This is a genomic window from uncultured Arcticibacterium sp., assembly GCF_964021845.1.
Classification (GTDB): Bacteria; Bacteroidota; Bacteroidia; order Cytophagales; family Spirosomataceae; genus Arcticibacterium.
Genome location: NZ_CAXHZC010000002.1, coordinates 459150 through 481816, shown reverse-complemented (window position 1 = coordinate 481816; position 22667 = coordinate 459150). Strand labels below are relative to the sequence as shown.

Annotated in this window: 17 protein-coding genes; 5 read left to right on the top strand and 12 right to left on the bottom strand. The window is 36.6% G+C overall.

Features of this window, described 5'->3' with window-relative positions; translation table 11 throughout:
• Positions 1-41: 41 nt before the first annotated feature.
• Positions 42-1022 carry a hypothetical protein gene (locus AADJ06_RS08765; protein ID WP_341226055.1) on the bottom strand — a complete coding sequence of 327 codons (981 nt, stop codon included), beginning with the start codon at positions 1020-1022 and terminating at the stop codon, positions 42-44.
• A 339-nt stretch (positions 1023-1361) separates the two neighbouring features.
• Here AADJ06_RS08765 and AADJ06_RS08760 point away from each other — a divergent pair, with 339 nt between their 5' ends.
• The 4 genes from AADJ06_RS08760 (at position 1362) to clpB (ending at position 8738) form a co-directional block, all read left to right on the top strand.
• Entirely contained in the window at positions 1362-2624 is a 1263-nt protein-coding gene (locus AADJ06_RS08760; RefSeq protein ID WP_341226054.1) for a GlcNAc-transferase family protein, read from the top strand.
• A gap of 1 nt (position 2625) precedes the next feature.
• On the top strand, positions 2626-4197 hold the full coding sequence (locus AADJ06_RS08755) for a carbamoyltransferase C-terminal domain-containing protein (RefSeq protein WP_341226053.1): 1572 nt from the start codon (positions 2626-2628) through the stop codon (positions 4195-4197).
• Positions 4198-4200: 3 nt separating this feature from the next.
• Positions 4201-5868, top strand: coding sequence for a WlaTC/HtrL family glycosyltransferase (locus tag AADJ06_RS08750; RefSeq protein ID WP_341226052.1), 1668 nt, complete (start codon positions 4201-4203; stop codon positions 5866-5868).
• Positions 5869-6110: 242 nt separating this feature from the next.
• Positions 6111-8738: an ATP-dependent chaperone ClpB gene (gene clpB, locus AADJ06_RS08745; RefSeq protein WP_341226051.1), complete on the top strand. Its 2628-nt coding sequence runs from the start codon at positions 6111-6113 to the stop codon at positions 8736-8738.
• A gap of 59 nt (positions 8739-8797) precedes the next feature.
• On the opposite strand, the gene AADJ06_RS08740 is transcribed toward clpB, so the two are convergent.
• Positions 8798-9427, bottom strand: coding sequence for a response regulator transcription factor (locus tag AADJ06_RS08740; RefSeq protein ID WP_341226050.1), 630 nt, complete (start codon positions 9425-9427; stop codon positions 8798-8800).
• 198 nt (positions 9428-9625) lie between these two features.
• Here AADJ06_RS08740 and AADJ06_RS08735 point away from each other — a divergent pair, with 198 nt between their 5' ends.
• Positions 9626-10360, top strand: coding sequence for a CpsB/CapC family capsule biosynthesis tyrosine phosphatase (locus AADJ06_RS08735; RefSeq protein WP_341226049.1), 735 nt, complete (start codon positions 9626-9628; stop codon positions 10358-10360).
• Between the two features lie 9 nt (positions 10361-10369).
• Here AADJ06_RS08735 and AADJ06_RS08730 read toward each other — a convergent pair whose 3' ends face one another.
• The 10 genes from AADJ06_RS08730 to AADJ06_RS08685 form a co-directional block, all read right to left on the bottom strand.
• Positions 10370-11752: an undecaprenyl-phosphate glucose phosphotransferase gene (locus AADJ06_RS08730; RefSeq protein ID WP_341226048.1), complete on the bottom strand. Its 1383-nt coding sequence runs from the start codon at positions 11750-11752 to the stop codon at positions 10370-10372.
• 3 nt (positions 11753-11755) lie between these two features.
• Positions 11756-13276 (bottom strand): hypothetical protein, encoded by a 1521-nt coding sequence (locus AADJ06_RS08725; protein ID WP_341226047.1) that lies wholly within the window; start codon positions 13274-13276, stop codon positions 11756-11758.
• Positions 13273-13950 (bottom strand): hypothetical protein, encoded by a 678-nt coding sequence (locus AADJ06_RS08720; protein ID WP_341226046.1) that lies wholly within the window; start codon positions 13948-13950, stop codon positions 13273-13275. The genes AADJ06_RS08725 and AADJ06_RS08720 overlap by 4 nt, the downstream gene beginning before the upstream one ends.
• A 312-nt stretch (positions 13951-14262) precedes the next feature.
• Entirely contained in the window at positions 14263-15360 is a 1098-nt protein-coding gene (locus tag AADJ06_RS08715) for a YjbH domain-containing protein (protein ID WP_341226045.1), read from the bottom strand.
• Entirely contained in the window at positions 15357-16145 is a 789-nt protein-coding gene (locus AADJ06_RS08710; RefSeq protein ID WP_341226044.1) for a YjbH domain-containing protein, read from the bottom strand. The genes AADJ06_RS08715 and AADJ06_RS08710 overlap by 4 nt, the downstream gene beginning before the upstream one ends.
• A gap of 83 nt (positions 16146-16228) precedes the next feature.
• The gene (locus AADJ06_RS08705) at positions 16229-17209 is read right to left on the bottom strand and encodes a hypothetical protein (RefSeq protein WP_341226043.1); all 981 of its coding nucleotides are present in this window, start codon (positions 17207-17209) and stop codon (positions 16229-16231) included.
• Between the two features lie 342 nt (positions 17210-17551).
• Positions 17552-18334 (bottom strand): WecB/TagA/CpsF family glycosyltransferase, encoded by a 783-nt coding sequence (locus tag AADJ06_RS08700; RefSeq protein WP_341226042.1) that lies wholly within the window; start codon positions 18332-18334, stop codon positions 17552-17554.
• Positions 18321-19496: a glycosyltransferase family 4 protein gene (locus AADJ06_RS08695; RefSeq protein ID WP_341226041.1), complete on the bottom strand. Its 1176-nt coding sequence runs from the start codon at positions 19494-19496 to the stop codon at positions 18321-18323. The genes AADJ06_RS08700 and AADJ06_RS08695 overlap by 14 nt, the downstream gene beginning before the upstream one ends.
• Positions 19493-21694: a polysaccharide pyruvyl transferase family protein gene (locus tag AADJ06_RS08690; protein WP_341226040.1), complete on the bottom strand. Its 2202-nt coding sequence runs from the start codon at positions 21692-21694 to the stop codon at positions 19493-19495. The genes AADJ06_RS08695 and AADJ06_RS08690 overlap by 4 nt, the downstream gene beginning before the upstream one ends.
• Positions 21695-21699: 5 nt before the next feature.
• Positions 21700-22596, bottom strand: a complete 897-nt coding sequence (locus tag AADJ06_RS08685) for a nucleotide-diphospho-sugar transferase (protein ID WP_341226039.1) — start codon at positions 22594-22596, stop codon at positions 21700-21702.
• Positions 22597-22667 lie beyond the last annotated feature (71 nt).

The window sequence follows — 22667 nt, the reverse complement described above, 5'->3', positions numbered from 1 at the left end:
AAAAATGAAAAGCATAATCTATAGATTGCTATTTGAATACTTTAAGGTGTTGTGATACTGAGAACCGCTCCCGCTTGAACATCAAAGACAGCTCCATATTGTACATCGATGGTCTTACAGACTGCCGTAGTGCCTGTTAAAACTGTCAAATTAGAAGTACTAGGAATGATGACTTCGTCTGTGGAAACAGGAATAGAGCCTTTACTCCAATAACTGTTACTTCCGTTCCAGTCACCATGTGTTGGTCCAATCCATATGTTTTTAGTAGCGGTAGGAGTAGGAGATGGGGTCAAAGATGGGCTTGGCGTCGGCGTTGGTGTTGAAGTAAGAGAAAGACTAGGTGTCGGCGTTGGAGTTGAAGTTAGCGATAAACTTGGTGTTGGCGTCGGTGTTGAAGTAAGAGAAAGACTAGGAGTCGGCGTCGGTGTTGAAGTAAGCGATAGACTAGGTGTCGGCGTTGGTGTTGAAGTAAGCGATAAACTAGGTGTTGGCGTCGGTGTTGAAGTAAGCGATAGACTAGGTGTCGGGGTCGGTGTTAAAGTTAGCGATAGACTTGGCGTTGGTGACGGCGTCAAAGTAGCAGACAAACTTGGCGTCGGCGTCGGCATAAATGTCTGAGATGGCGTGGGTGTGGGAGTTAAGGTAGAATATTGACTTGCTGTTGGCGTCGGCGTTAATGTTTGAGATGGCGTAGGCGTAGGTGATGCTGCAAACGGAGTATTCGAAGGAGACGGTTGCGGTGCCCAAGGGGTATTCGAAGGCGTAGGTGTAGGGCCTAGCGACGGAAATGGTGTCAGGTAAAACGTAGGAAAAGGGGACGTGAATACTGGAAAAGTCAGGCTTGGCGTTTGGGCTGAATTAGCATTCCCAAGGGCATTTAATAAACTTGTATCTTTAGTTTTCCTCCATGCGGTAAATTGAGAAGGTTTATCTACCAACATGACTGATGAACCTAGGAATAACTCTTTAATTGCAAGCCTTCTGTTTAAGCCCTTTTCGTTTTTTTTATCGTCTTTGCTCATGAACTATAAATGTTTGTCAATCAAATCTAATCGTCCTTCAAACAGGATTAAATTTGTCAAGTTAACAAATATAAAAAAAATAAAAGATCGACTATTAGGTTAGTGTTTTTAAGTTTAGTTTTAGCAATTCGGTTTTTGTCTTTTTTAGTTTTACTTTAAAAGAGGAGCGATTTTAAAAACGTTTAACAAATTTAGACGGTAAGCTTGTTCTGGTTTTAAATGATTAGTTGTTTCGTTTCAAAGTTTCTTTGAATTAGTAATTATGATAGATTGGATTGATGCTGAATGTGGTTAGTATCTTCATAAGAATGATATGATTAAAATAGGTAAACGCATTATATGTTGATAAAGGATTCTAATACAGGAGAGAATACAATATTTGTACAGATAGCAAGCTATAGAGATCCACAATTAGTACCTACATTAGATGATTTGTTTGAGAAGGCAGAACACGATGAAAATCTAAGAGTTACTGTGGCTTGGCAAACTTCTGATGAAGATACATGGGATAATTTAGATAAATACCTTTCGGATGAAAGAGTAAATGTAGTTAAGGTTCCTTATCAAGAAGCGAAGGGGGTTTGTTGGGCAAGAAACTTAGTTCAGCAGCACTATAATGGGGAAAAATATACCTTACAGTTAGACTCCCACCATAGGTTTGTTGAAGGATGGGATGTGCTTTTAATTGATATGTTAGAGTCTCTACGAAATAATGGCATAAAAAAGCCACTGCTAACTGCTTATATACCTTCTTTTGACCCAGAAAATGACCCAGAAGGGAGAGCCAAGGAGCCTTGGAAAATGGATTTTGATAGATTTACGCCAGAAGGAGTGGTCTTTTTTTTGCCTTCCACTATAGAGCATGCCGAAAGCCTTACGCTTCCAGTGCCTGCTAGATTTTATTCGGCACACTTTGCGTTTACAATTGGTTTGTTTTCACAGGAAGTTCAGCACGACCCTTCATTTTACTTTCACGGAGAAGAAATTAGTATAGCTGTAAGGGCTTATACACATGGCTATGACCTATTTCATCCACATAAAATTGTTGCTTGGCACGAGTACACCAGAAAAGGTAGAATTAAGCATTGGGATGACGAAAAAGAATGGTTTGTAACAAATACATATACTCATAAGCGGGTGAAACAGTTATTCGGCATAGATGGCGAAGAGAAAACGAATGATTTTGGACTCTATGGGTTCGGAAGGGTACGTACTGTTGCAGATTATGAGAAATTTGCCGGAATAAGGTTTAAGGATAGAGGTGTACAAAAACATACGCTTGACAATAATTTAGCTCCAAATCCAGAGGTAGAGGATTATGAGAATTCATTTTATAATATTTTTGAGCATTGTATAGACGTGCATAAAACTTCCTTGCCAGAAAAGGATTACGAATTTTTAGTAGTCGCTTTTCTCGATGAAAAAGGAGCTGATATTTATAGAAAAGATGCGGATAAAGATGAAATAAAAGAACTTTTCAATACAACCGGTGAATGGTTAAATATCTGGAGAAAATATACTGGACCTGTTCCGTCAAAATGGTTAATATGGCCGTATTCAACTTCCAAAGGATGGTGTGATAGAATAGAACGCAGTTTGTAGTATGGCAAATATTTCATTTTATGGTTCTCATAATGCTGCTATAGCCGTAGAAAAGGATGGAGAACTTATTACCGTAATAGAAGTAGAAAGGTTTATATCAAGTAAAAATGCGGGTTATTCTCAATACCTCCCTTCTTATTCCAGACCGTTTTTAGTTAAACATATTCTTAAATATATTGAGGAAGAGCATAATATTTCAGCGTATGAAACTTGCTACTTTTTAAACACAGATACCTATGATGGTAATGGTTTTACGCATTATCAAAACCTGATTCCTGCGGAAAAGTATGTTCAGTGTTTTCATCACTACAGCCATGCGGCTTGCGGACTATATCAAACGGATTATAAGAAGGCTCTAATTATATCATTTGATGGAGGAGGTAATGATGGCTTTTTTAATGTTTACAAAGCCGAAGAACGCACCTCTATTAAATTATTAGATAAGTATGATCTAGATTTAGGGTTCCCTTACATGAGTTTTGGAGAATTTTTAAAGGATATTAGAAAGGAGGATGCTCTTAGTGTTGGAAACTTGGTTTATCCAGGTAAAATAATGGGCTTAAGTTCATATGGGGTTTTGAATACTGAATGGCTGCCTTATTTTGAACAATTTTACCGAAGGAAACCAGATGGAAGAAATTACATTGAATATCTAGGAGATTTAAGTAATCAAACGGGGATAGTTTTTGACATTGATAATAGGTTAGAGGGACAGTTGGCATGGGATATAGCTAAAACATCCCAAGTTGCTTTTGAAAATGTCTTTATGCAAATGGCTCAGCCCTTCTTAGAAAGCTACCCTAACTTACCACTTATTATGGTTGGGGGTTGTGCTTTAAACATTCTCTTAAATACTAAGCTTAAAGAAACATTAAACCGTCCGGTTTTTGTGCCGCCCAACCCTAACGATTGTGGAATAGCCACGGGCATGATACTGAATCTTATAAAGCCAAATCGGGCAATAGATGTAACGTATGCTGGTATTGGGGTACTAGACCGAAATATCTTAATGACTTACGTAGAAGAAAGGAGAGCAACAGCATTAGATATATCTCAACTTTCAAGAGATCTTTCTATGGGCAAAATTGTAGGTGTTGTAAGAGGGTCAGCAGAACATGGTCCGCGAGCACTAGGAAACCGAAGTATTTTGTGTAACCCTACTTTCCCAGATATGAAAGAGGTATTAAATACCAAAGTGAAAAATAGGGAATGGTATAGGCCTTTTGCTCCAGTAGTGAGGTTAGAAGAGGTAGAAAAGTATTTTAATTTTTCTGGTGAAAGCAGGTGGATGAGCTTTTGCCCTACTGTCAAAGAAGAATGGAGAGAAAAACTTATATCCGTCACACATGTGGATGGCACAGCCAGAGTGCAAACAGTAACGCAGGAGCAAAACCCTTGGCTATATAAGCTTTTAGGAGAATTTGAAAAGCATTCAGGAATTGGCGTATTGATAAACACTTCCTTTAATATTAATGGCAAACCAATTTTAAGTAGATATTCTGATGCATTAGCTGTATATGATAATACTAAACTTGACTGCTTAGTACTATCAGATTATTATTTTAGTAAATAAGAAATGAATAACACCGGAGTTACGCTTGTTACTGGATTATGGGATATAAAAAGGGATGCTCTCACTGAAGGCTGGTCGCGTAGTTATGAGTTTTACTTAGAAAAATTCGGTCAATTACTAGAAGCTCCAAACAACATGATAATTTTTGGAGACAAGAACTTGAGGGATTTTGTGTTCAATGTGAGAACCGAAGAAAATACACAGTTTATAGAAAGGTCAGAAGATTGGTTTATCAACGAGTTCTTTGAGGTAATTCAATCTATAAGGACAAATAAAGAATGGTATGGGCAAGTGGGCTGGTTAGGAGAATCTACCCAAGCTAAATTAGAAATGTATAATCCACTGGTATTATCAAAACCTTTTATTCTTCATGATGCCAAACTACTGGATAAATTTAAATCTACCCATCTCTTTTGGATAGACGCAGGGATTACGAATACAGTCCATCCGGGGTACTTTACGCATGATTTAGTAGTGGATAAGCTTAATAAGTTAAATAAAATATCTTTTCTTGCTTTCCCTTACATTGCTTCTAGCGAAATACATGGGTTTAATTATAAAAGACTTAATGAGTTAGCTGGTTCTAAAGTAAATAAAGTATGTAGAGGTGGCTTTTTCGGTGGGCCTGTGGAAGAAATCCCATCCTTTAATGGTCAATACTATGAACTACTTGGAAGTACATTGCATGAAGGTTATATGGGGACAGAAGAGTCCCTCTTTACCATTTTGTTGTACAGATACCCAGAGAAGTATCAATACTTTCCTATTGAAGGAAACGGGCTTGTTTCTAAATACTTTGAGGATCTTAAAAATGATTTAGACCTACCGCTAAACGAAAGTGTTTCAGAACTAAGTACTGGAAATATAGACAATACAGCACTCTACATTATTACCTATAATAGCCCTAAGCAGTTAGAAACCTTAATAGCGTCAATGAGAATGTATGATGAACATTTCATTACTAAACCTAAATGGATACTCTTAAATAATTCCACAGACAAGTCAACTTTTCCAGAATATGAAAAGCTTTGCAAAACGTATAATATAGAGCATATTCAAAAAGACAATATAGGAATATGCGGAGGAAGGCAGTGGGTGGCCGAGCATGCAGCGGAAAATGACTTTGACTATTATTTCTTTTTTGAGGACGATATGTTCTTTTATAATGGAGAACGTCAAACTTGCCGAAATGGATTCGCTAGAAAAATTGACCAGCTTTACAGGAAATCGCTACAAATTATAAAAAATGAAAATTTTGATTTCTTGAAATTGAATTTTACAGAGTTCTATGGCGATAATCAATTACAATGGAGTTGGCATAATGTTCCTCAACAAATAAGGGAGGAGTTTTTTAAAGATAAGCCTGAGAAAATCTCGAATGATACTTCAGATGCACCGTATTTAAAATTTAGTAATATTAAAGTTACAAATGGACTTCCTTACGCTACAGGGGAGGTGTTCTATTGTAATTGGCCCCAAATAGTTTCCAAAGAAGGAAATAAAAAAATGTTCCTTGAAGTAAAATGGGATAGGCCTTACGAACAAACTTGGATGTCTCATATTTACCAAGAAACCGTAAAGAATAATATTAAGCCTGGTATTCTTTTAGCTACACCGACAGAGCATAATAGATTTGACTTTTATCCTGTAGAAGAAAGAAGGGAGAGTTAACATTATCAAAAATTAGTTTTTTGAAAGTTAATTGCTAGGCTAAGAAGTAATGGAAAGCCGTCTGGCCTATGACAATATTTCATTTTTTCTGTTACTATTTCATTCGTTATAAGCCGTTTTGTCATGTTAGGTATTGGTAATTAGTGCTTTATCTGTCAATTTTTCCGAAAAATGGAGGTCGCATACTTTTTGATGATATATCACTGAAAAAGCGATTACAAAACACATAGAAATCAACAACCATGAATTTAAATCAATATACCATTAAAGCACAGGAGGCCATTCAGTTGGCAGTGCAAATAGCCCAAGGAAATCAGCAGCAAGCCGTAGAACCTGGACATTTATTAAAAGCTTTGATAGAGCAAGACCCTAATACTTCGTCTTATCTGTTTGGTCAAATGGGCATTTCTGAAAGTTTAATTTCACAGCAACTGGAAGATTTGGTCAATACCTATCCAAAAGTTAGCGGAGCGGGTGGGCAGCCTTATCTTGGCAACGATTTGTCGGTGACATTGGCGGCAGCAACAAATAAAATTAAGGATTTTGGAGACGAATATATAAGTGTAGAGATTCTTTACTGGGCTTTAGCGGCTGGTAAAGAGAAAGTGGCTCAGCTATTGAAAAAGGTGGGCTTTGTGCAGAAGGAAATAGAAAAAGCAATCGTAGAATTAAGAGGAAAAGATAATCCAGTGAAAGACCAAAACGCAGAGAATAAATATCAAGCCCTGTCTAGATACAGTATAAATCTGAATGAGCAGGCAAAGAAGGGGAAGATTGACCCAGTGATAGGAAGAGACGAGGAGGTTAGGCGTGTGCTTCAGATTTTGGCTAGAAGAACCAAAAACAATCCCATACTATTAGGAGAGCCGGGTGTGGGTAAAACCGCGATAGTAGAAGGTTTGGCCCAAAGAATAGTGCAAGGTGATGTGCCTGAAAACTTAAAATCAAAAACGCTGATATCTTTAGATATGGGGCTGTTGGTGGCAGGAGCTAAATATAAAGGTGAGTTTGAGGAACGTCTGAAATCTGTCATCAAAGAAGTGAGTGATTCTGAAGGCGAAATTATATTGTTCATTGACGAGATTCACACCCTTGTAGGAGCAGGTGGAGGTGAGGGTGCTATGGATGCAGCCAATCTTTTAAAACCAGCTTTGGCCAGAGGCGAACTACATGCCATAGGTGCCACTACACTAAAAGAGTATCAAAAATACATAGAGAAAGACAAAGCTCTAGAGAGACGTTTTCAGGCCGTAGTGGTGGATGAACCTAGTGTGACAGATGCTATCTCAATTTTGAGGGGTATCAAAGAAAAATACGAAGTTCACCATGGTGTGCGTATTCAAGATGATGCGGTTATTTCCGCGGTGGAGCTGTCAAACAGATATATTTCTGATAGGTTTTTGCCTGATAAGGCTATTGACTTAATGGATGAAGCAGCTTCAAAACTGCGACTAGAAATGGACTCCATGCCAGAGGAAATGGATGAACTCAGAAGACGCATCATGCAGCTAGAAATAGAGCGTGAGGCCATCAGGAGAGAGAAAGACAAAGAAAAAGAAGCGGTGCTGTCAAAGGAATTAGCCGAGCTGAATCAGAGTTTTGATGCTTACAAAGCTCAGTGGGAGAACGAGAAAGGTAAGGTTGATGAAATAAGAACTTTAAAAGAGAAGATAGACCATTTGAAGTTTGAAGCGGAGCAGGCGGAGCGTTCTGGTGACTTTGGCTTAGTGGCTGAAATTCGTTACGGAAAAATTCCAGCATCGGAAGAGAAACTAAAAGAGCTGGCGGCTTCTCATAAACAAGATAACGTGGAAGGCTTAATAAATGAGGAAGTTACTGCGGAAGATATAGCGGAAGTTGTAGGGAAATGGACTGGAATTCCAGTGTCAAAAATGCTGCAAAGTGAGCGTGAGAAGCTTTTATACTTGGAAGATGAACTCAAAAAACGAGTAGCAGGGCAAGAAGAAGCGATAGGTTTAGTGGCTGATGCTGTGAGAAGGTCAAGAGCAGGTATGCAAGACCCTAAAAAGCCAATTGGTAGTTTCTTGTTTTTAGGAACCACGGGTGTAGGTAAAACAGAACTAGCAAGAACCTTGGCTCAGTATCTCTTTAACGATGACACGGCCATGGTAAGAATAGACATGAGTGAGTACCAGGAAAGGCACGCGGTAAGCAGGCTGGTAGGAGCTCCTCCAGGCTATGTAGGTTATGACGAAGGTGGTCAGCTTACAGAAGCTGTGAGACGCAAACCTTATTCTGTAGTGCTGTTAGATGAGATAGAAAAAGCTCACCCAGACGTTTGGAATGTGCTGCTCCAAGTGTTAGACGATGGAAGACTGACCGATAATAAAGGAAGGGTGGCCAACTTTAAGAATACCATCATTATCATGACCTCTAATATTGGATCGCAGGTGATTCAAGAAAAATATTTAGAGACAAAAGGTGACGAATCTGCTTGGCATACGTACTATAAACAGGAAGCCAAAGATGGTGTGATGGATTTACTGAAAGTTTCGGTAAGACCAGAGTTTTTGAACAGAATAGACGAGATAGTGTTGTTTGACCCATTAAGTAAAACGAATATCCGTCAGATAGTAGAAATTCAGTTCAACGGCATCAAAAATAGGCTGGCAGAGCAAGGAATAACTTTAGAAGCATCTGTGGAGGTTTTAGATAAACTTGGTGAGCAAGGTTTTGACCCAGTTTTTGGAGCTAGGCCGCTCAAAAGAGTTATTCAGCGAATGATTTTGAATGAATTGTCAAAGAAGATTTTGGCAAATGAAATTGATAAAGATTCGGTAATCATGATGGAGCTTTCTCCTAGTGGAGAGATAATTTTCCAAAATGTAATAGCTGCCGAAGTAGTTTAAAAGAAATGGTTAGGATTGAATAGATGCGAAAGCCGTCACAGATTCTGTGGCGGTTTTTTTTATACTTCAAACTCGGAGACTAGTTTTATTAATTCAGTTACCTTGTTTATTTTAAGTTTCTTATGAATGTTTTTTCGATGGGCTTCTATGGTGTGAAAGCTTAGACCTAGCTGCTCTGCAATGGTTTTAGTGGTTTTGCCATTGGTTATAAGAGTTATGATTTCCATTTCACGCTTACTAAGCTTATACTTTTCTTCAAAACTTATGTCTTTTTCATTCTCACCATAATTACCTCTGTCAAAGAACTCCCCACCATTTTTTACTATTTTAATAGTAGCCATTAATAGTTCTATAGGTGACGATTTTAAAATATAACCTGAAATGCCATTGTCCTTAGCCATGTCTAGGTGAATGGGGTCATTATTATTGGCTAGTATGATGGTCTTTATTTGCGGGGTGTTAGTCCGAATTTCATATAAGAAATTCCAAACTTTTTTACCCATGCTATTGGCATCAACCAAAAGAAGTGCGGGGTCTTCATTTTTTATGATATTGGTAGCTTGAGGATTTGACATTAATATTCCTTTGCAGCTTAGCTGGCTTTCTGAGTTAAAAAGACTTTTAAGTGCTTCAAGGTATAAAAGTTGGTTGCAGAGAACCATTATGTTAAGGGGGCTTATTTTGTTCATAGTAAAGTAGTTTTAAATGGCTTTTGTAGCTTTAGTGGAGCTAAAGCTGGTTTGTGTCAATGAGAGGGTATTGCATAAGAGAATTTATTTCAAGTGCTCCCTCATTTGTTTTTTATAAGAAAAGTATATTACTCTTTTTGACTTGTATATGGCATTTAGTGCTTAATTGCGACATATTTTATTATAGCCGCCAGATTTATGTTTAGCTTTTTTAGCAAAAAGAATACGTACGAAAATGCCTTCAACTTTTTAAAAACCGATATGCACTCCCATTTGATTCCTGGTGTGGATGACGGATGTGCTTCATTATCAGATTCTATTAATTTGTTAAATGGGTTGGCCGAGCTAGGTTTTGAAAAAGTAATAACCACTCCGCATATTTATCAGGGCTTTTATGAGAATGATAAAACAACCTTAAACGCACCTTTTAATGAGGTACTTGGCCAAATTGGTACAAGCATTCCAATGCTCGATCTTTCTTATGCTGCTGAGTATTTTGCGGATGAGTTTTTTGAAAAGAAAATTGAGCAAGAAGAATTACTTTCATTCTCGGATAAGTATGTTCTTGTCGAAATCTCATTTGTAGCTTATTCTCCGCGTATTGAACATGTTATTTTTGACCTATTAACTAAGGGTTATAAACCTATATTAGCTCATCCAGAGCGGTATTTATATCTTCAGAAATCTATCAAGACTTTTAGAAAACTTAAACAATTAGGCTGCGAACTTCAGGTAAATATTAATTCTCTTGCTGGTTATTATGGTTCGGGTAGTAAAGAGCTTGCTAATAAATTGTTAGACGAAAAACTAGTGTCGTTCTTGGGTACCGACATGCATCATGAAAGACACCTGAATTTTTTAAGAGAAATGGGTAATGACAAGAAATTAATGAAGAAACTTCAAGCTTATGAATGGAAAAATTCATTGCTATAAATAGCACGCTTAATAAGCATTTTCTTCTCCTTTCATCATATTGTAAACGGTCATGAGTATGATTTTTAAGTCAAACCAAAAGGTCCAGTTTTCAATATAGTAAATGTCAAAATCTATACGCTTTTGCATGGCTTCATTTGTTTTTGTTTCTCCTCTGTAGCCATTTACCTGAGCCCAGCCACTAATACCAGGTTTTACCCAGTGTCTTATCATGTATTTGTCAATGAGGTCTTTTGTTCTAACATTATGCTCATGAGCGTGTGGTCTCGGCCCTATTACTGACATTTCTCCTTTAAGTACATTTATAAATTGGGGAACCTCGTCTAAGTTTGTTTTTCTTAAGAAGGCTCCAATCTTAGTAATTCTTGGGTCATTTTGTGTAGCCTGATTAAAAGCTCCAGACTTTTTGACATCTTGACTGTCTACTACCATGGATCTAAATTTATAGCATTTAAACTTTTTACCATTTTCTCCCCATCGGTCTTGTTTGAAAAATACGGGGCCTTTGGAATTTAATTTTATCAAAAGGGCAAGAATAGGGAAAAGCCATGAAAAGATTAAAAGAAACACTAATCCAGAGAATATGATATCGAACGCTCTTTTAAGAAATAACCAATGTGTTTGCTGTAAAGGCTCGCTGCGTAAGGTAATTAGGGGGTAGTTTCCAAAAAGCTGAAATTGAACCCTGTTTAAATAGTAGTTGCTATAGTTTGGAACAAACTTTAATCGTACCCCTTTATTTTCGCAGCAATTATAAAGACCTTGGAGAATGTCTTTATTCAAATGGTCGGTAGTGACAATGATGTCATCAACAATAACATCGGGATTGTTTTTGTAGAATTTCTCTAGTTCTTTTAAATCCGAAAATGATTTATTTTCTTCTTCGTTAGAAATAACGCCCAACACTTTCATGCCATAGTGTGGATTCTTTTCTATTCTACTTATTAGGTCGTCAGTAATCTTATTATAGCCCACAAAAACCACATAACGTGTGTTGCCACCACCTTGTCTGTAGTGAAGGAGTGCCTTTTTTGTAATGTAATTTTTAGTGATTAGGCATATCAGTATGGTTATGGAATAATAAAGTACAAAAGTACGGGCAAAATGACTCTGATTTAGTAGGAAGAACAGTTGGCCGGCTATGAATACCTGTATCACTACATTTTGGAGAATTAAAAGGAGCTCTCCAACAAAAGTTTCTGTTCTGAATTCATCATACAAGTTGGATATTTTGGTAGAAAAATACCAGCTAGATAGCAGTACTATCAAAATAATAATGTCGGATTCCAAAATCCCTCTTCCGCTTAATTGCATGGAGAGAAAGAAGCATCCGGTCAGGAAAAGGCCGTCTGTGACTAATTTAACGTAGCCTACTTTTGTTATAGTTCTCATGGTTTATATGCAGTAATTATCAGCTGAAATTAGGAATTGCCATCGCTGATTTTCTATGAGGTAATTGTTTTGTTTATAGGGCCAGGTTACGCCACCATCTGTACTTACTCTAAAATCGTATGTTTCACCAATTTTAAGTTTATAGGTTTTTACTTGGCGGGTTTCTGGTGTGAATGTTGTAAGTGTGCGATAGCTGTTTTCTCCTGCCAAACTGAATTGAGCACGCATCTCTTTTGGTAGGCTCTCAGGGTTGAAATCCGTTCCACTAGGGCACTGAACTACAAATTTGACGTCTACAAAGTCAGGAGCGTCAAGTTTAAAGAGGTCCATGACGTTTTCGCTGTCTTCACAGTTCTTAATAATTTTAGAGGTCCAAAAGGGTTCATTGGAATTACCGCCATGATAATTTGAGTAATCATACAGCTCCACAAAGACCGCTTCTGTTTCTTTAGGCAGGTAGTTTATTCTGAGTCTGTTTTGAAAATTGATATTGCTGTATAAAGTTTTGACCACCGCATTAGTCTCCGCATCACGTACACGTGTTAGGTATTGAATGTCGAGGTCGGTGTACTTACTTATTACTGATAGCCAAAGGCCTTCTCGGCATAGAGCCCTTATTTTTCCTGCATACCAGTAGCCAGGCTTATTTATGTTTAAATCTATGTAATGTCTGTTTCCGTCTGTTTTTACGGCCTGCGTACCAAAGTGAGTTACACGGCGGGTGAAAGTGTCATAGTGCATGATATCTTCAGCGTTTTCATTTACACTTAGCTCTAAATGAATAGGAGATGACCAGTTTTCGGCTTCCTTGAAGTCATGATAACCTTGCAGATAAATACCGCCTGAGAATTCAGCAAGGTCAAAACTGTAATCCAAAGCATCTCCATTTTCATTAAAAGGTTGGGTAGCTGCTCCAGCATTTGGTATAAAGCCTTTTGCATTTTCATTATAGTAATGACTGATAAAAGAAAGCTCTTTAGTATCCGTATTTCCCTGTAGGCTAGTCCATGTATTGTTTTCTGGAATTTCTGATTTTATTAGAATAGTACCATTGTTGCCTGATGCTACATTCGTACCGTTTTTCAGGTAAAATCCTTGTGTATTATTTTGTAATATTCCAAGATTTGCAATTCTCGCGGTGGAGGTAAAGTTGGCTCTGTTTTGTAATTGAAATTCTTTTAAATAAGGAAGGTGGTCTTCGTCAGACTTTATCCTTACCGAGAAGTTAATAAGGGAGTCTTTAGAGGGTGAAATATCTCTTCTTAAAGCAAGTGATAAATTTCCGTCTTCGTTGATTTCTAATTTCTCATCATTGAGCGTATTTACTATTAAATTGGCATCTGGCCCTAGTACCTCAAAGTTTAAGTTTTCAGGAACTTTATTTTCATAATCTCTTATATAAAAAGTATATCTGCCGCTTGTTACAGGCTCTTTAAAAGCAAGGTTTATGCCTTCTAGAGGGCTGGTACATGCATGGTTTAATGCACATAGGAGTAGTGTGCTAATGTAGTACAGCCTTTTCAATTGCGATTATCCTTTACCTTGTATGATATGTTGATGCCTATTGCCGGGAAGAAACTGTAGTTTCTCATGTTATGTTCTATCATAGGCAGTGCATCTTGCAAAGTGGTGGTTTCCAGAAATCCTTCATAGCGGAGGCTAACTTTTGGGCCTCCCATATAGTAGGTAGCTATGTTGGCAGCTACGTTCCACGTATTTTCTGGTTTGTTTTTTCCTAATAGAATCCCTATTCCTGGCTGTAAACTCCACCATTTTAGAGAAGCGTCAATGGTGCCGAAGTCATCGGCTTCTAAGCTTAAGCCGTTTAAGTCGATACTATTATCTGTGCTAAGATTTAAGTGCCATTTTTGATGAAGCATAAACCTGCTCTCGGCATAAATAGTTAGCCAATTTAATAGTGGCTTTTCTGCTGCAAAGGAAACGCCGTATGCTTGAAAATTTGGCCTTAAATTGATGCTGCTATTTTCTGCTAAATTGATGCCTATAGGTTTCTTGAATTGTAAAAAAAAGAGGCCTGTTTTTAGGCGGATATCTTGCTCTAATTTGATGGGCAATGTGTATGCTATTTGAACGCCTGAGCTACCTAAGTTTAGTCTAATTTCATGGTCGCTGCTGTTTTGGGCTTTGTCTTGGCAAAATACTATTTTTGAGCAAAATAATGGGGCTAGAAATAGCAATATATATCTTGATTGAGAACTTATTCGCCCTGCCTGAATAAAGGTATAATAAAACTGTGAAATCACTTTAGCTGCTGTATTTAAACTGTTTTCTGTTACTTTTATTACAAATATTCCTTGTTCAAATAGGACTATACGAATGAGTAGGATGCCGAATAATAAATAGTGGGAAAATTATATTGCTGGTTTACTAATATACCCTAAATTCATACTCAATTCTTACTAAAAGAAAATACCATGAAAACAGAACAAGTACAAACCGAAAAGAATTGGGGAAGAGCCATAGTGTTAGTGGTTTTAATACTAGCCACCTTAGCTACCTTTTTGTGATTCATTTTGCCAGAAACTGTTATGAAATTGTCGCAGTTTTTGGTCTAGTTTATAATGTAATCTAAAACGCTCTGCTATCTTAAATCCTCGGGAGTATATGTATTCCCATCTAAAATCTTCTATGGTGCGGAGCCTAAGTCTCTTAGACTCTAAAGCACCAGAAGGTGGAATTTTTATGGCAAGATTTGCACCTATGGTGGCTCCGTTTTCTGTAAAGCTGCCAAAGAAGCCTATCTCTGCTTTGCTAAATTGCCTTATTAAGTCTAGTCTAAAGCCTTTATCCTGGTGAAGGAATTGACCTGCCGTGAGGTTTATTGTTAAATCATTCTTAGGAAATCTATAGGCAAGATTGGCTAAAGCTAGTAGTTCTCTTAAGTCTGTGTATTTGTAAGAAGTAGGGTATAGGTAATAATAACCCGTATAAGATACCTCTGCTCCATAAGACCATTTTTTGTTAAAGTCCATGTGTTGGTACTCTACGTTTATGCCATAGCGGTCGTTAAAGAAGAGGCCGACAGAACTAGCAAAGAAATTTGAGTTTTTTCCATGATAGAAGTGGTTTAGATAAGTTGGAGCTAGCCGTATGTTTAATGGTTGTGGGTCTAAGTCGTTTATTAAAGGGAAAGTAATTCCGGTATAAAAAGAAAGACCTTTGCCTAATATTAAATGTGTGTTTAGTAAGATGCTAGTTTTACTTTCTACTGATTGGTCTTTATTTCCAAAATAAGCCTGGAATACTGGCTGTGCCCAAAAGTCTAATTTATATTGCTTGCCAAAGGGTTTTGTAGTTTTCGCCTTCACTTTCTCACCGCTGTAATTTATGCTACCATTTTGAAAGCTGTATGTACCCATTGACACACCCTGGAATAGGGGTGAATACCCTTTCATAGACGGGTAGGTAGCATGCACAGCTTCAAAATACTTAAACTGGTTTCTATGTACACGCTGTTCATACAAGAAAATTGAATCTTTTAGTTGTATGTTTTCTAATGATTTTAATAAACGGTCTTGTCCAGAAACTAGGGCAGGTAGTAGACTGAAAAAGATAATGCTGCTAATTATATGCTTCTTAATACTCATGGCCGTGTTTTAAGATTGGTAGCATACGAAAAACCAAAAGAGACTTGGTCAAAGTTTAATAGGCTTACTTGAGCATTTAGTTTTTTAAAGAATGTGGCACTAATGCCAGCATTGACTTTTTGGCCATCCCATTCTGCTAGGAGATGGTAGTTTTCATATAAGGAGCATTTAAGCCCACCAAAAAGACCCACTAGGTATTTGTTATTGAAGTTATCTTCGGATTTTTTTTGAAGCGTGAGCTCTGAAAAAATGTTTCCATTATTTAGGTTGTCTTCTGCTCTGTAAAAATAATAGGGGCTTCCGAATCCTAAGCTTGGTGTTATATTGAAATGGTTTTTCTTAAAAGTTTTAGAGGCAACCAGTACATGTGTTTGTAATGCAGCGTCAATGGTAAAGGGAGAAGACATAAGTAGAGCCAAGGCTGGCTTTTTCTTTGTTTCTCGAATTATTTGATAGCGAAGATCTAATTGACGGTCGCCTATACCGTCTCGTTCTTTTCTTTTCCCATCTCGCCTTTGTTGTAAAAGAAGAAAGGAAACTTGAAACCTAGGAAGTAAATTAATATTAGTGAAGAGGATTTGTTCTGCCCATACGCCATTTCCTCTTAGGCTATAGTCTATGGGGTTGTATATATAACCCACACTCCATTCTCCGTCTTGGCTTTCCTCTGCCGATGGAACATAAATTAAGCCTTTCTTTCCTGAAAGGTTTCTTTGGGCGTAGCCATAAAGCGTGAAAGTCAGGAGAAATAGCGTTAGAAAGAGCTTTTTCAGAGGAGAAGGCATTTTTTTTATTAAGTCAACAAAAAGGAGGCGAAAAATTCACCTCCTTTTGTTATCCATATAAAGCAAATTGAAAACTCACTTTATTAGTTAGAACCGCCTTGGTTATGGCATGATGCAGCAGCAGCAGCGGCAGTAGCAGTGGCATTGTTTAAGGCAGTGGTGTAGTTGCTAGCAGAAGTAGCTAAATCGGCGTCTTTTGCGGCGGTAGCATTTGCTAAAGCCGTAGTGCTTACCTTGTTTTTAGCTGCTATATCTTTAGCCTCTGCTATATTTATGGCTGCAAGTTGAGCTTTGTAAATTCCATTAAAAAGTACTCTAATAAATGGATTATTAATGCTGGCAAATAGGTTATCTCTGAATGTTTTAGCTTCAGCACGTTGGGTGGCCCATTTTTCGGTTACGGCAGCTAAATCTGTGGCAAGCGTTGCAGCAATGGCCGTTTGCCTTGCAGTAAAGGTTGCGTTAATGGTTGCATCTTGAGAAGCTTTAGCTGCATCTAAAGTGGCTTTAACTGCGTTAAAAGAGGCTGTAGCAGCATCAGAGCATTCATCAGAAACACCTAATAACATCTCTGTTAAATTTAATAAGGTAACCTGTTTGGTGCTGTTTGTGCTTTTTCTTGCGTTCACTTCTACGCCATCTACCGTAGGAGCTACAGAAGCAGGTAAGAATGAGGCAAAAGTGTTACTGGCTAATATGGCATCAAGTTGAGCTTGCTGAGCTGGCGTTAATTCACCATCCGCTTCTAATGTAGCAGATATAGCAGCGGCTTCATCTTCAGATAATGTACTGGCTATTTCATCTTTTGCTGCTGTAAGCTCGGCGGTTTCTGTGCCATTTATCAAAGCTTGGGCAGCTGCTTCTGTGGATGCAGATGTTGTTACGCTAGCTTCTGTGCTTTCTACAGCGGCTGGTTCTGTTTCTGTAACAGCCTCTACTTTAATGTCTTTAAAGTCATCATCAAAGTTGTAAACGATAGGTTCTTCTACGGCATCGTCTTTACAGTTGGTAAGGCCAAACGCCATTAAGAGGCATAAAGCAATAAGGGGTATACGGGTGTTCATTTTGCTTAACATGATTAAAGGAATTTAAATAAATGACTATATAGATTTGTGTTAAAATTGATTATACGAACATATCGAAAAAACTTGTACTTTAAGAAGATTTAAAGGTTTATTTATTGTTCGGTAAGGATATGTTAAAACTTCCTAAATGCACTATAAAAAATATTAGAATAATTCAATTTTACACTTAACTGAAAGCAGTTAAGTGTCTGATTTTCTTATAATTGTATCTTTTAGACTTAAGATCGCCGTTGCTAATAATAGGCCAGTCAGAGTGCCCAAAGTAGTGGACATAATGTCTTTCCAGTTGAAGGTTCTCTTGGGTAGAATTAATTATCCAATTTACAGTGTTCTTGAATTTTGAAGTACTGATTTTTTATGCCTGGGAAATATGCTTAGCTTAAACTTTTCTTTTACTATCAAATAGATAAAAAGTGAATTTGTTATAAAGTACCTTTTAAAAAGGCGTTTGGGTTCTTGTGATAACCTAAATAGCCACTCAAGACTGGCATCTTGCATCCAGTTTGGGGCTCTTTTTTGCAAACCCGCAAAAACAGGGAGAGCACCTCCTATGCCAATCATTGTAGCTTGTATTTGACCTTTCATGCTAGCCATCCATTTCTCTTGTTTTGGGCAGCCTAGTGCAACGAATAGAAGCTCAATTTCGGCCTTATTCATTTGGGTAATATATTCTTCTTGTTCTTTTTGACTTAAAGTTCTAAATGGAGGAGATATAAATAAAGGCTCTATTAAGTTAGGGTATAGCTTTTGACATTTTTGCTTAACTACTTCTAGGCCTTCTTCGGTATAGCCGTAAAACCCAACTTTTACCTTTTTTCTTTCAGATTCTTGGAGCAATACTGGTAATAAATCCATTCCTGCTGCACGTTCTTGTGAAATTCCATATAGCCATTTTAGAGCTAAACAAAGAGGTTTACCATCTGGTGTTACCAAATCTGCCTCATTAATGATTTTAAGAAATGCTAAATCGTTTTGAGCTTCAATAAACATATGAACATTGGCTACGCAGATATAATTAGTTTTTTTTTTCTCAGATAAATCGAAAATCTCATTTACTAAAAAATGAAAGCTGTACCTACTTAGCTGAAAATTAATTAGCTGCATTTTTATAATCGTTTATAGTTTCCTCGTAGATATTAATTAATAGCTCGTAGTTTTTTTGCGAGGTATACTTTTCTTCATATTCTTTTCTGGCACCAGAATACAAGTAAGAATTATCTATTTTTTCAAACCTTCTAATTGTTTCAGATAGAGATTTATGAGAGCCAGTTTTGAAGTGTAGACCAGTTTTATTGTTTAAAATAATCTCATTGATATTGTCTATATCTGATGAAATAACGGGCGTACCGCAAGAGTAGGCCTCCAAGATTGTCATAGGCATACCCTCATACCAAATGGAGGGGAAAACTAATGCCTTGCTTGTTTTCATGTAGTGAATAACTTCTTTTTTATCTTTCAGACCTAAAAATGAAATATTAGATACTCCCCGTGAAGCCGCTTGAATTGTTTCTTCTAATGGGCCAGTGCCTATTATGTTTAGGTGGTAAGGCAAGGTTTTAAAAGCTTCTATAAGTATATCAACACCTTTTTCTTTAGATAACCTTCCAACAAATAGGTAGGAGTTGCTTCTTGATAGTATTTCAGGATTTCCAGAATCGGAAACAAAATTGGGCTTAACAGTACACTTCTTTAAATCCAAGTTTAAAGAGGAACTAGATATTTTTTGTTTAGCAAAGTCGGTTAAGAAAATATATTTGGAGACTTTGTCTTTCCAAGTTCCTTTAATTTTGTGAAGCCCAGTTATTAAACTTAATTGGGCTGATTTGAGCTTAGATTCTTGAAAACAAGCATTTTTAATTCCTGAGAGAGGAAATGTCTTTTGTATACATTTTTCACAAACAGCCCCATCTCTTAGTAAAGTTGCGGCATTACATACCAATCTGTAGTTATGAACAGTCATTATCACAGGAACTTTTAATTCTTTAGCAGCATAAAGTATAGATGGAGAAGCGGCGTAAAATAAATTGTGAATATGGATAACGTCAGGTTTAATATCACTCAGTTTTCTATGTAGTCTTTTATAGGAAACGGTATTGTATATACTAGAGGCGAAAAGTTTTAATTTATTCTTAGGTAATTCGTCATTGTCAAATTTTAAGATATCTACTTTAACTCCATTTGACTTTAATAGATCGTATTCTTGCTCAACTACGGAGTCTTCTCCTCCTTTAAACTTGTAGGCGTTATGGATGATTAAAATTTTCAAGAGTTTACAAAAGATTGTAGTTCATCTATATTGATTGTATTTATTGAGCTAATTCTCTCAATTTTTTCTTGTTCAAATAAACCATATACTTTGCCTTTTCCACTTGATGAGTAATCTATACCTATAGTTTTAATTCCTAGGGAAGAAGAAAAGATGCAGGCATGAAACCTCATACATATACTTAGATGGCAAGATGTCATTACAGTTATACACTCTTTGAAATTAAGTTCTCTTTCGATGATTGTAAAGTTAGTTGTCTTGTTAGCAAGTTTAGACTTGAGTTTAATTGCAGGTTCCATATCGGAAAAGCCATAATGATCAAAATTAAAGGGTATATAAACAAAGTGTTTATCTGGGTTTGTATTAATCAACTCAGATAAAACGTTTATTATATTCTCACTGACTTCATTTAGGTTTTCATTGGTAGCATATTTAGACCATAATGGTCTCAAATTAACTATAACGTTGCTTTTGTTAAGCTTTAGTTGGGAGCATATGTCAATGATAGATTTGTCAATTCTGGTTGTAGCTAGATCAGTAGATTTAATATAGTCAAAGGCAGGGTCATGCTCTAGCACATAATCCAAGTCATACTTAACTTTCTCCCTTAATGTTAGATGATCACCTTTTGTTAGAATGGATTTACCCAAAAACTCACCAAATGGATTATTAAAGGGTCCAAATCCGCAACCTTCAATTATAAATGGGATTTTTCTATATTTGAAATTATTTATAGTTGTCAAGTGCATAAATAGATCTTGATATAGTTCCATTATTGGACCTCCTGCATAGACCAATAACTCTTTACCTTTTATTGCTTCAGTGGAAATCGCTTCATCTTTAGCTACGGAAACTTTTATTCCGTCATTGAATATTAGGCCATCAAGCCACACCTTAGTTCTATCTGGTCTTGTTGAAAGAACAAGAAAATCATGGACACCATACTTTTTGTTAATTCTATTGATTACTCCTCCAAGTATAGCACTATCACCTACATGTTCTCCACCATAAGCTCCAATAATTGTAGCGTATTCATAAGCTTCGGAAACGCTGATATTTTTATCTCTAAAAAAATATTTTAATTCAGACCAGAGATAAGATGAGGTTAAACCGAATAGTTTTTTTATTTTTTTTGTGTTTTGGAAGACTCTAGGGACTTTATGCTCTAAGATTTCGAGGGCAAGCTTGAATGGTGACCAAGCTCCGGATTGGTCATGCAAGCACTTTGGACAAGTATTTTGTAGTAGGCTTTGTCTAATACTTTTGCTCTTCTCGCTAAAGTATAATTTATGAGCGTCCTCGCTTAAAGCATTTCCAATTGAATTTTCGCTTATACTACAATGATACAATTCACCTGTTGCAGTAACCACTAAACCTTCGTTTTGGTAATAACAAGGAGCTTTTCTAGAGCTACCACGAGAAAGTCTTTTTGCTAAGTCTTTATAAAATAACCTCCTGGCGGGATTGGCTGTTAGAGACAATAATTTTGAGTTTAGAATAAAATCTGAGAATACTGAATTTAACCTATCGTAAGCACCCAATTCTTTGATTGTATTTTTGTTGTCCAATCTAGCAACCTCTACTGAACGTCTTAAAACGAAATCATTTGAAAGACCTTTAATTGACTTTAATGAACTATTTAGGCCATTAAAGTTTACTGGAGTAACCGTGTGTTGAATCTGAGCTTGAATCCCATTTTGTTTTAAAGTTTCAATAGTTTTTGTAGCTTTTTTGAAAGCACTTTTAGTTCCACGATTAATATTATGTAATGTTTTATCACCATCAATTGAAACATTTATTTTCAATTCTACAGAGTGCTGGTTTGTTAGGGATTTTAATTTACCAATTATTGAATTCCATATTTCGTTATGGTAACCATGCGAAGTAATACTTATTGTTTTTAGCTTAGGTAAGGTTTCTAGGAGAATATCTACTATTTCAACTAAGTCCTTTCTGAGAGTCGGTTCGCCTCCGCTTAAGCCTATATGTTTAACTTTTTTGAAAAGCTTGTTGTCAAAAATAGTTCTTATTTGAATAGGTGAAATGTCCTTGTCGGACTTCTCTTTCCAAACATCGCACATGACGCATTTGGAATTGCAGTTATCAGTTATTGGGAAATTAATGTTTACTGGATACCGTAGATCGTTTAGAAGTTTATTTCTAACGTATTTATTTGTATAGGAAATGATTTTGAGCATGTTAATTATTTTAAAAGTTTTCTTTTAAAGTTTGATATTCTTTCTTGCAGATATTTATTTGACATTAGTTTGTCAAACTTGCTCCCTGATTCTTCAATCAAATGAATTGGTTGAGTTAATTTTCCAAAAGGAACGGATTCGTTATTAGCACTATCTTTCGAATAGTTTGTTCCACCCTCCATTCCAATATTAGTTATTAAATTTGCTTCAGGTTGAATACACAATCCATTCCTAAATACGATGTTTAAGTGCCACTGATACCCCCAAGACCTTGCTTGAATTCCATTAGCTAAGCTTGTATAATACTTTTGCCAAATGATATACCGAATTATAGCCTCGATGAATCCAAATCTCTTTATAAGAGCAAGGGGTTTTTTCCTTAGGTCTTTCCAATTGTTCATTTGAAAATCATTAGTTATCCAAGAGCTTCTCCATGTGGCCCAGCCCCATACTCTTGGGTATTTTGTAAAGAAGTAGTCTCCAGACTCTTTGTGACCGCCAAACTGGTTGAAACCATTTATTTGAAAGACATCATCATTAAATTCATACTTTTCTAGACAAAATTTACAGAATAAGAAAAAATCCTCTGTTGGGTAACAATCATCTTCTAAAATTATTCCTGATGGAACACTAGAAAAAAACCAATCAATTGAACTGCTAACGGCTTTTCCGCATCCTAAATTCTCATCTCGAAAAAGAAGGGATAGCTCACAGTCCCAGTCAATTAGTTTTGCGATTGTTCTAGTTTCATCACACAATATTTTTTCGTTAGAATTTCTTGGACCATCCGCTGCTATAAATAATGTTTTAGGTTTTAGTTCTCGTATTTTATTGAAAACTTTAAAAGTATGCTCTGGTCTATTAAAAATGAGGAGGAGTATTGGTACATCAAAATTATTCATGGACTATGTTTTATAGGTTATAATCTGAATCTATGCTTTTATGGGAGGATTAAAACTGAAAGTGTTTCTAG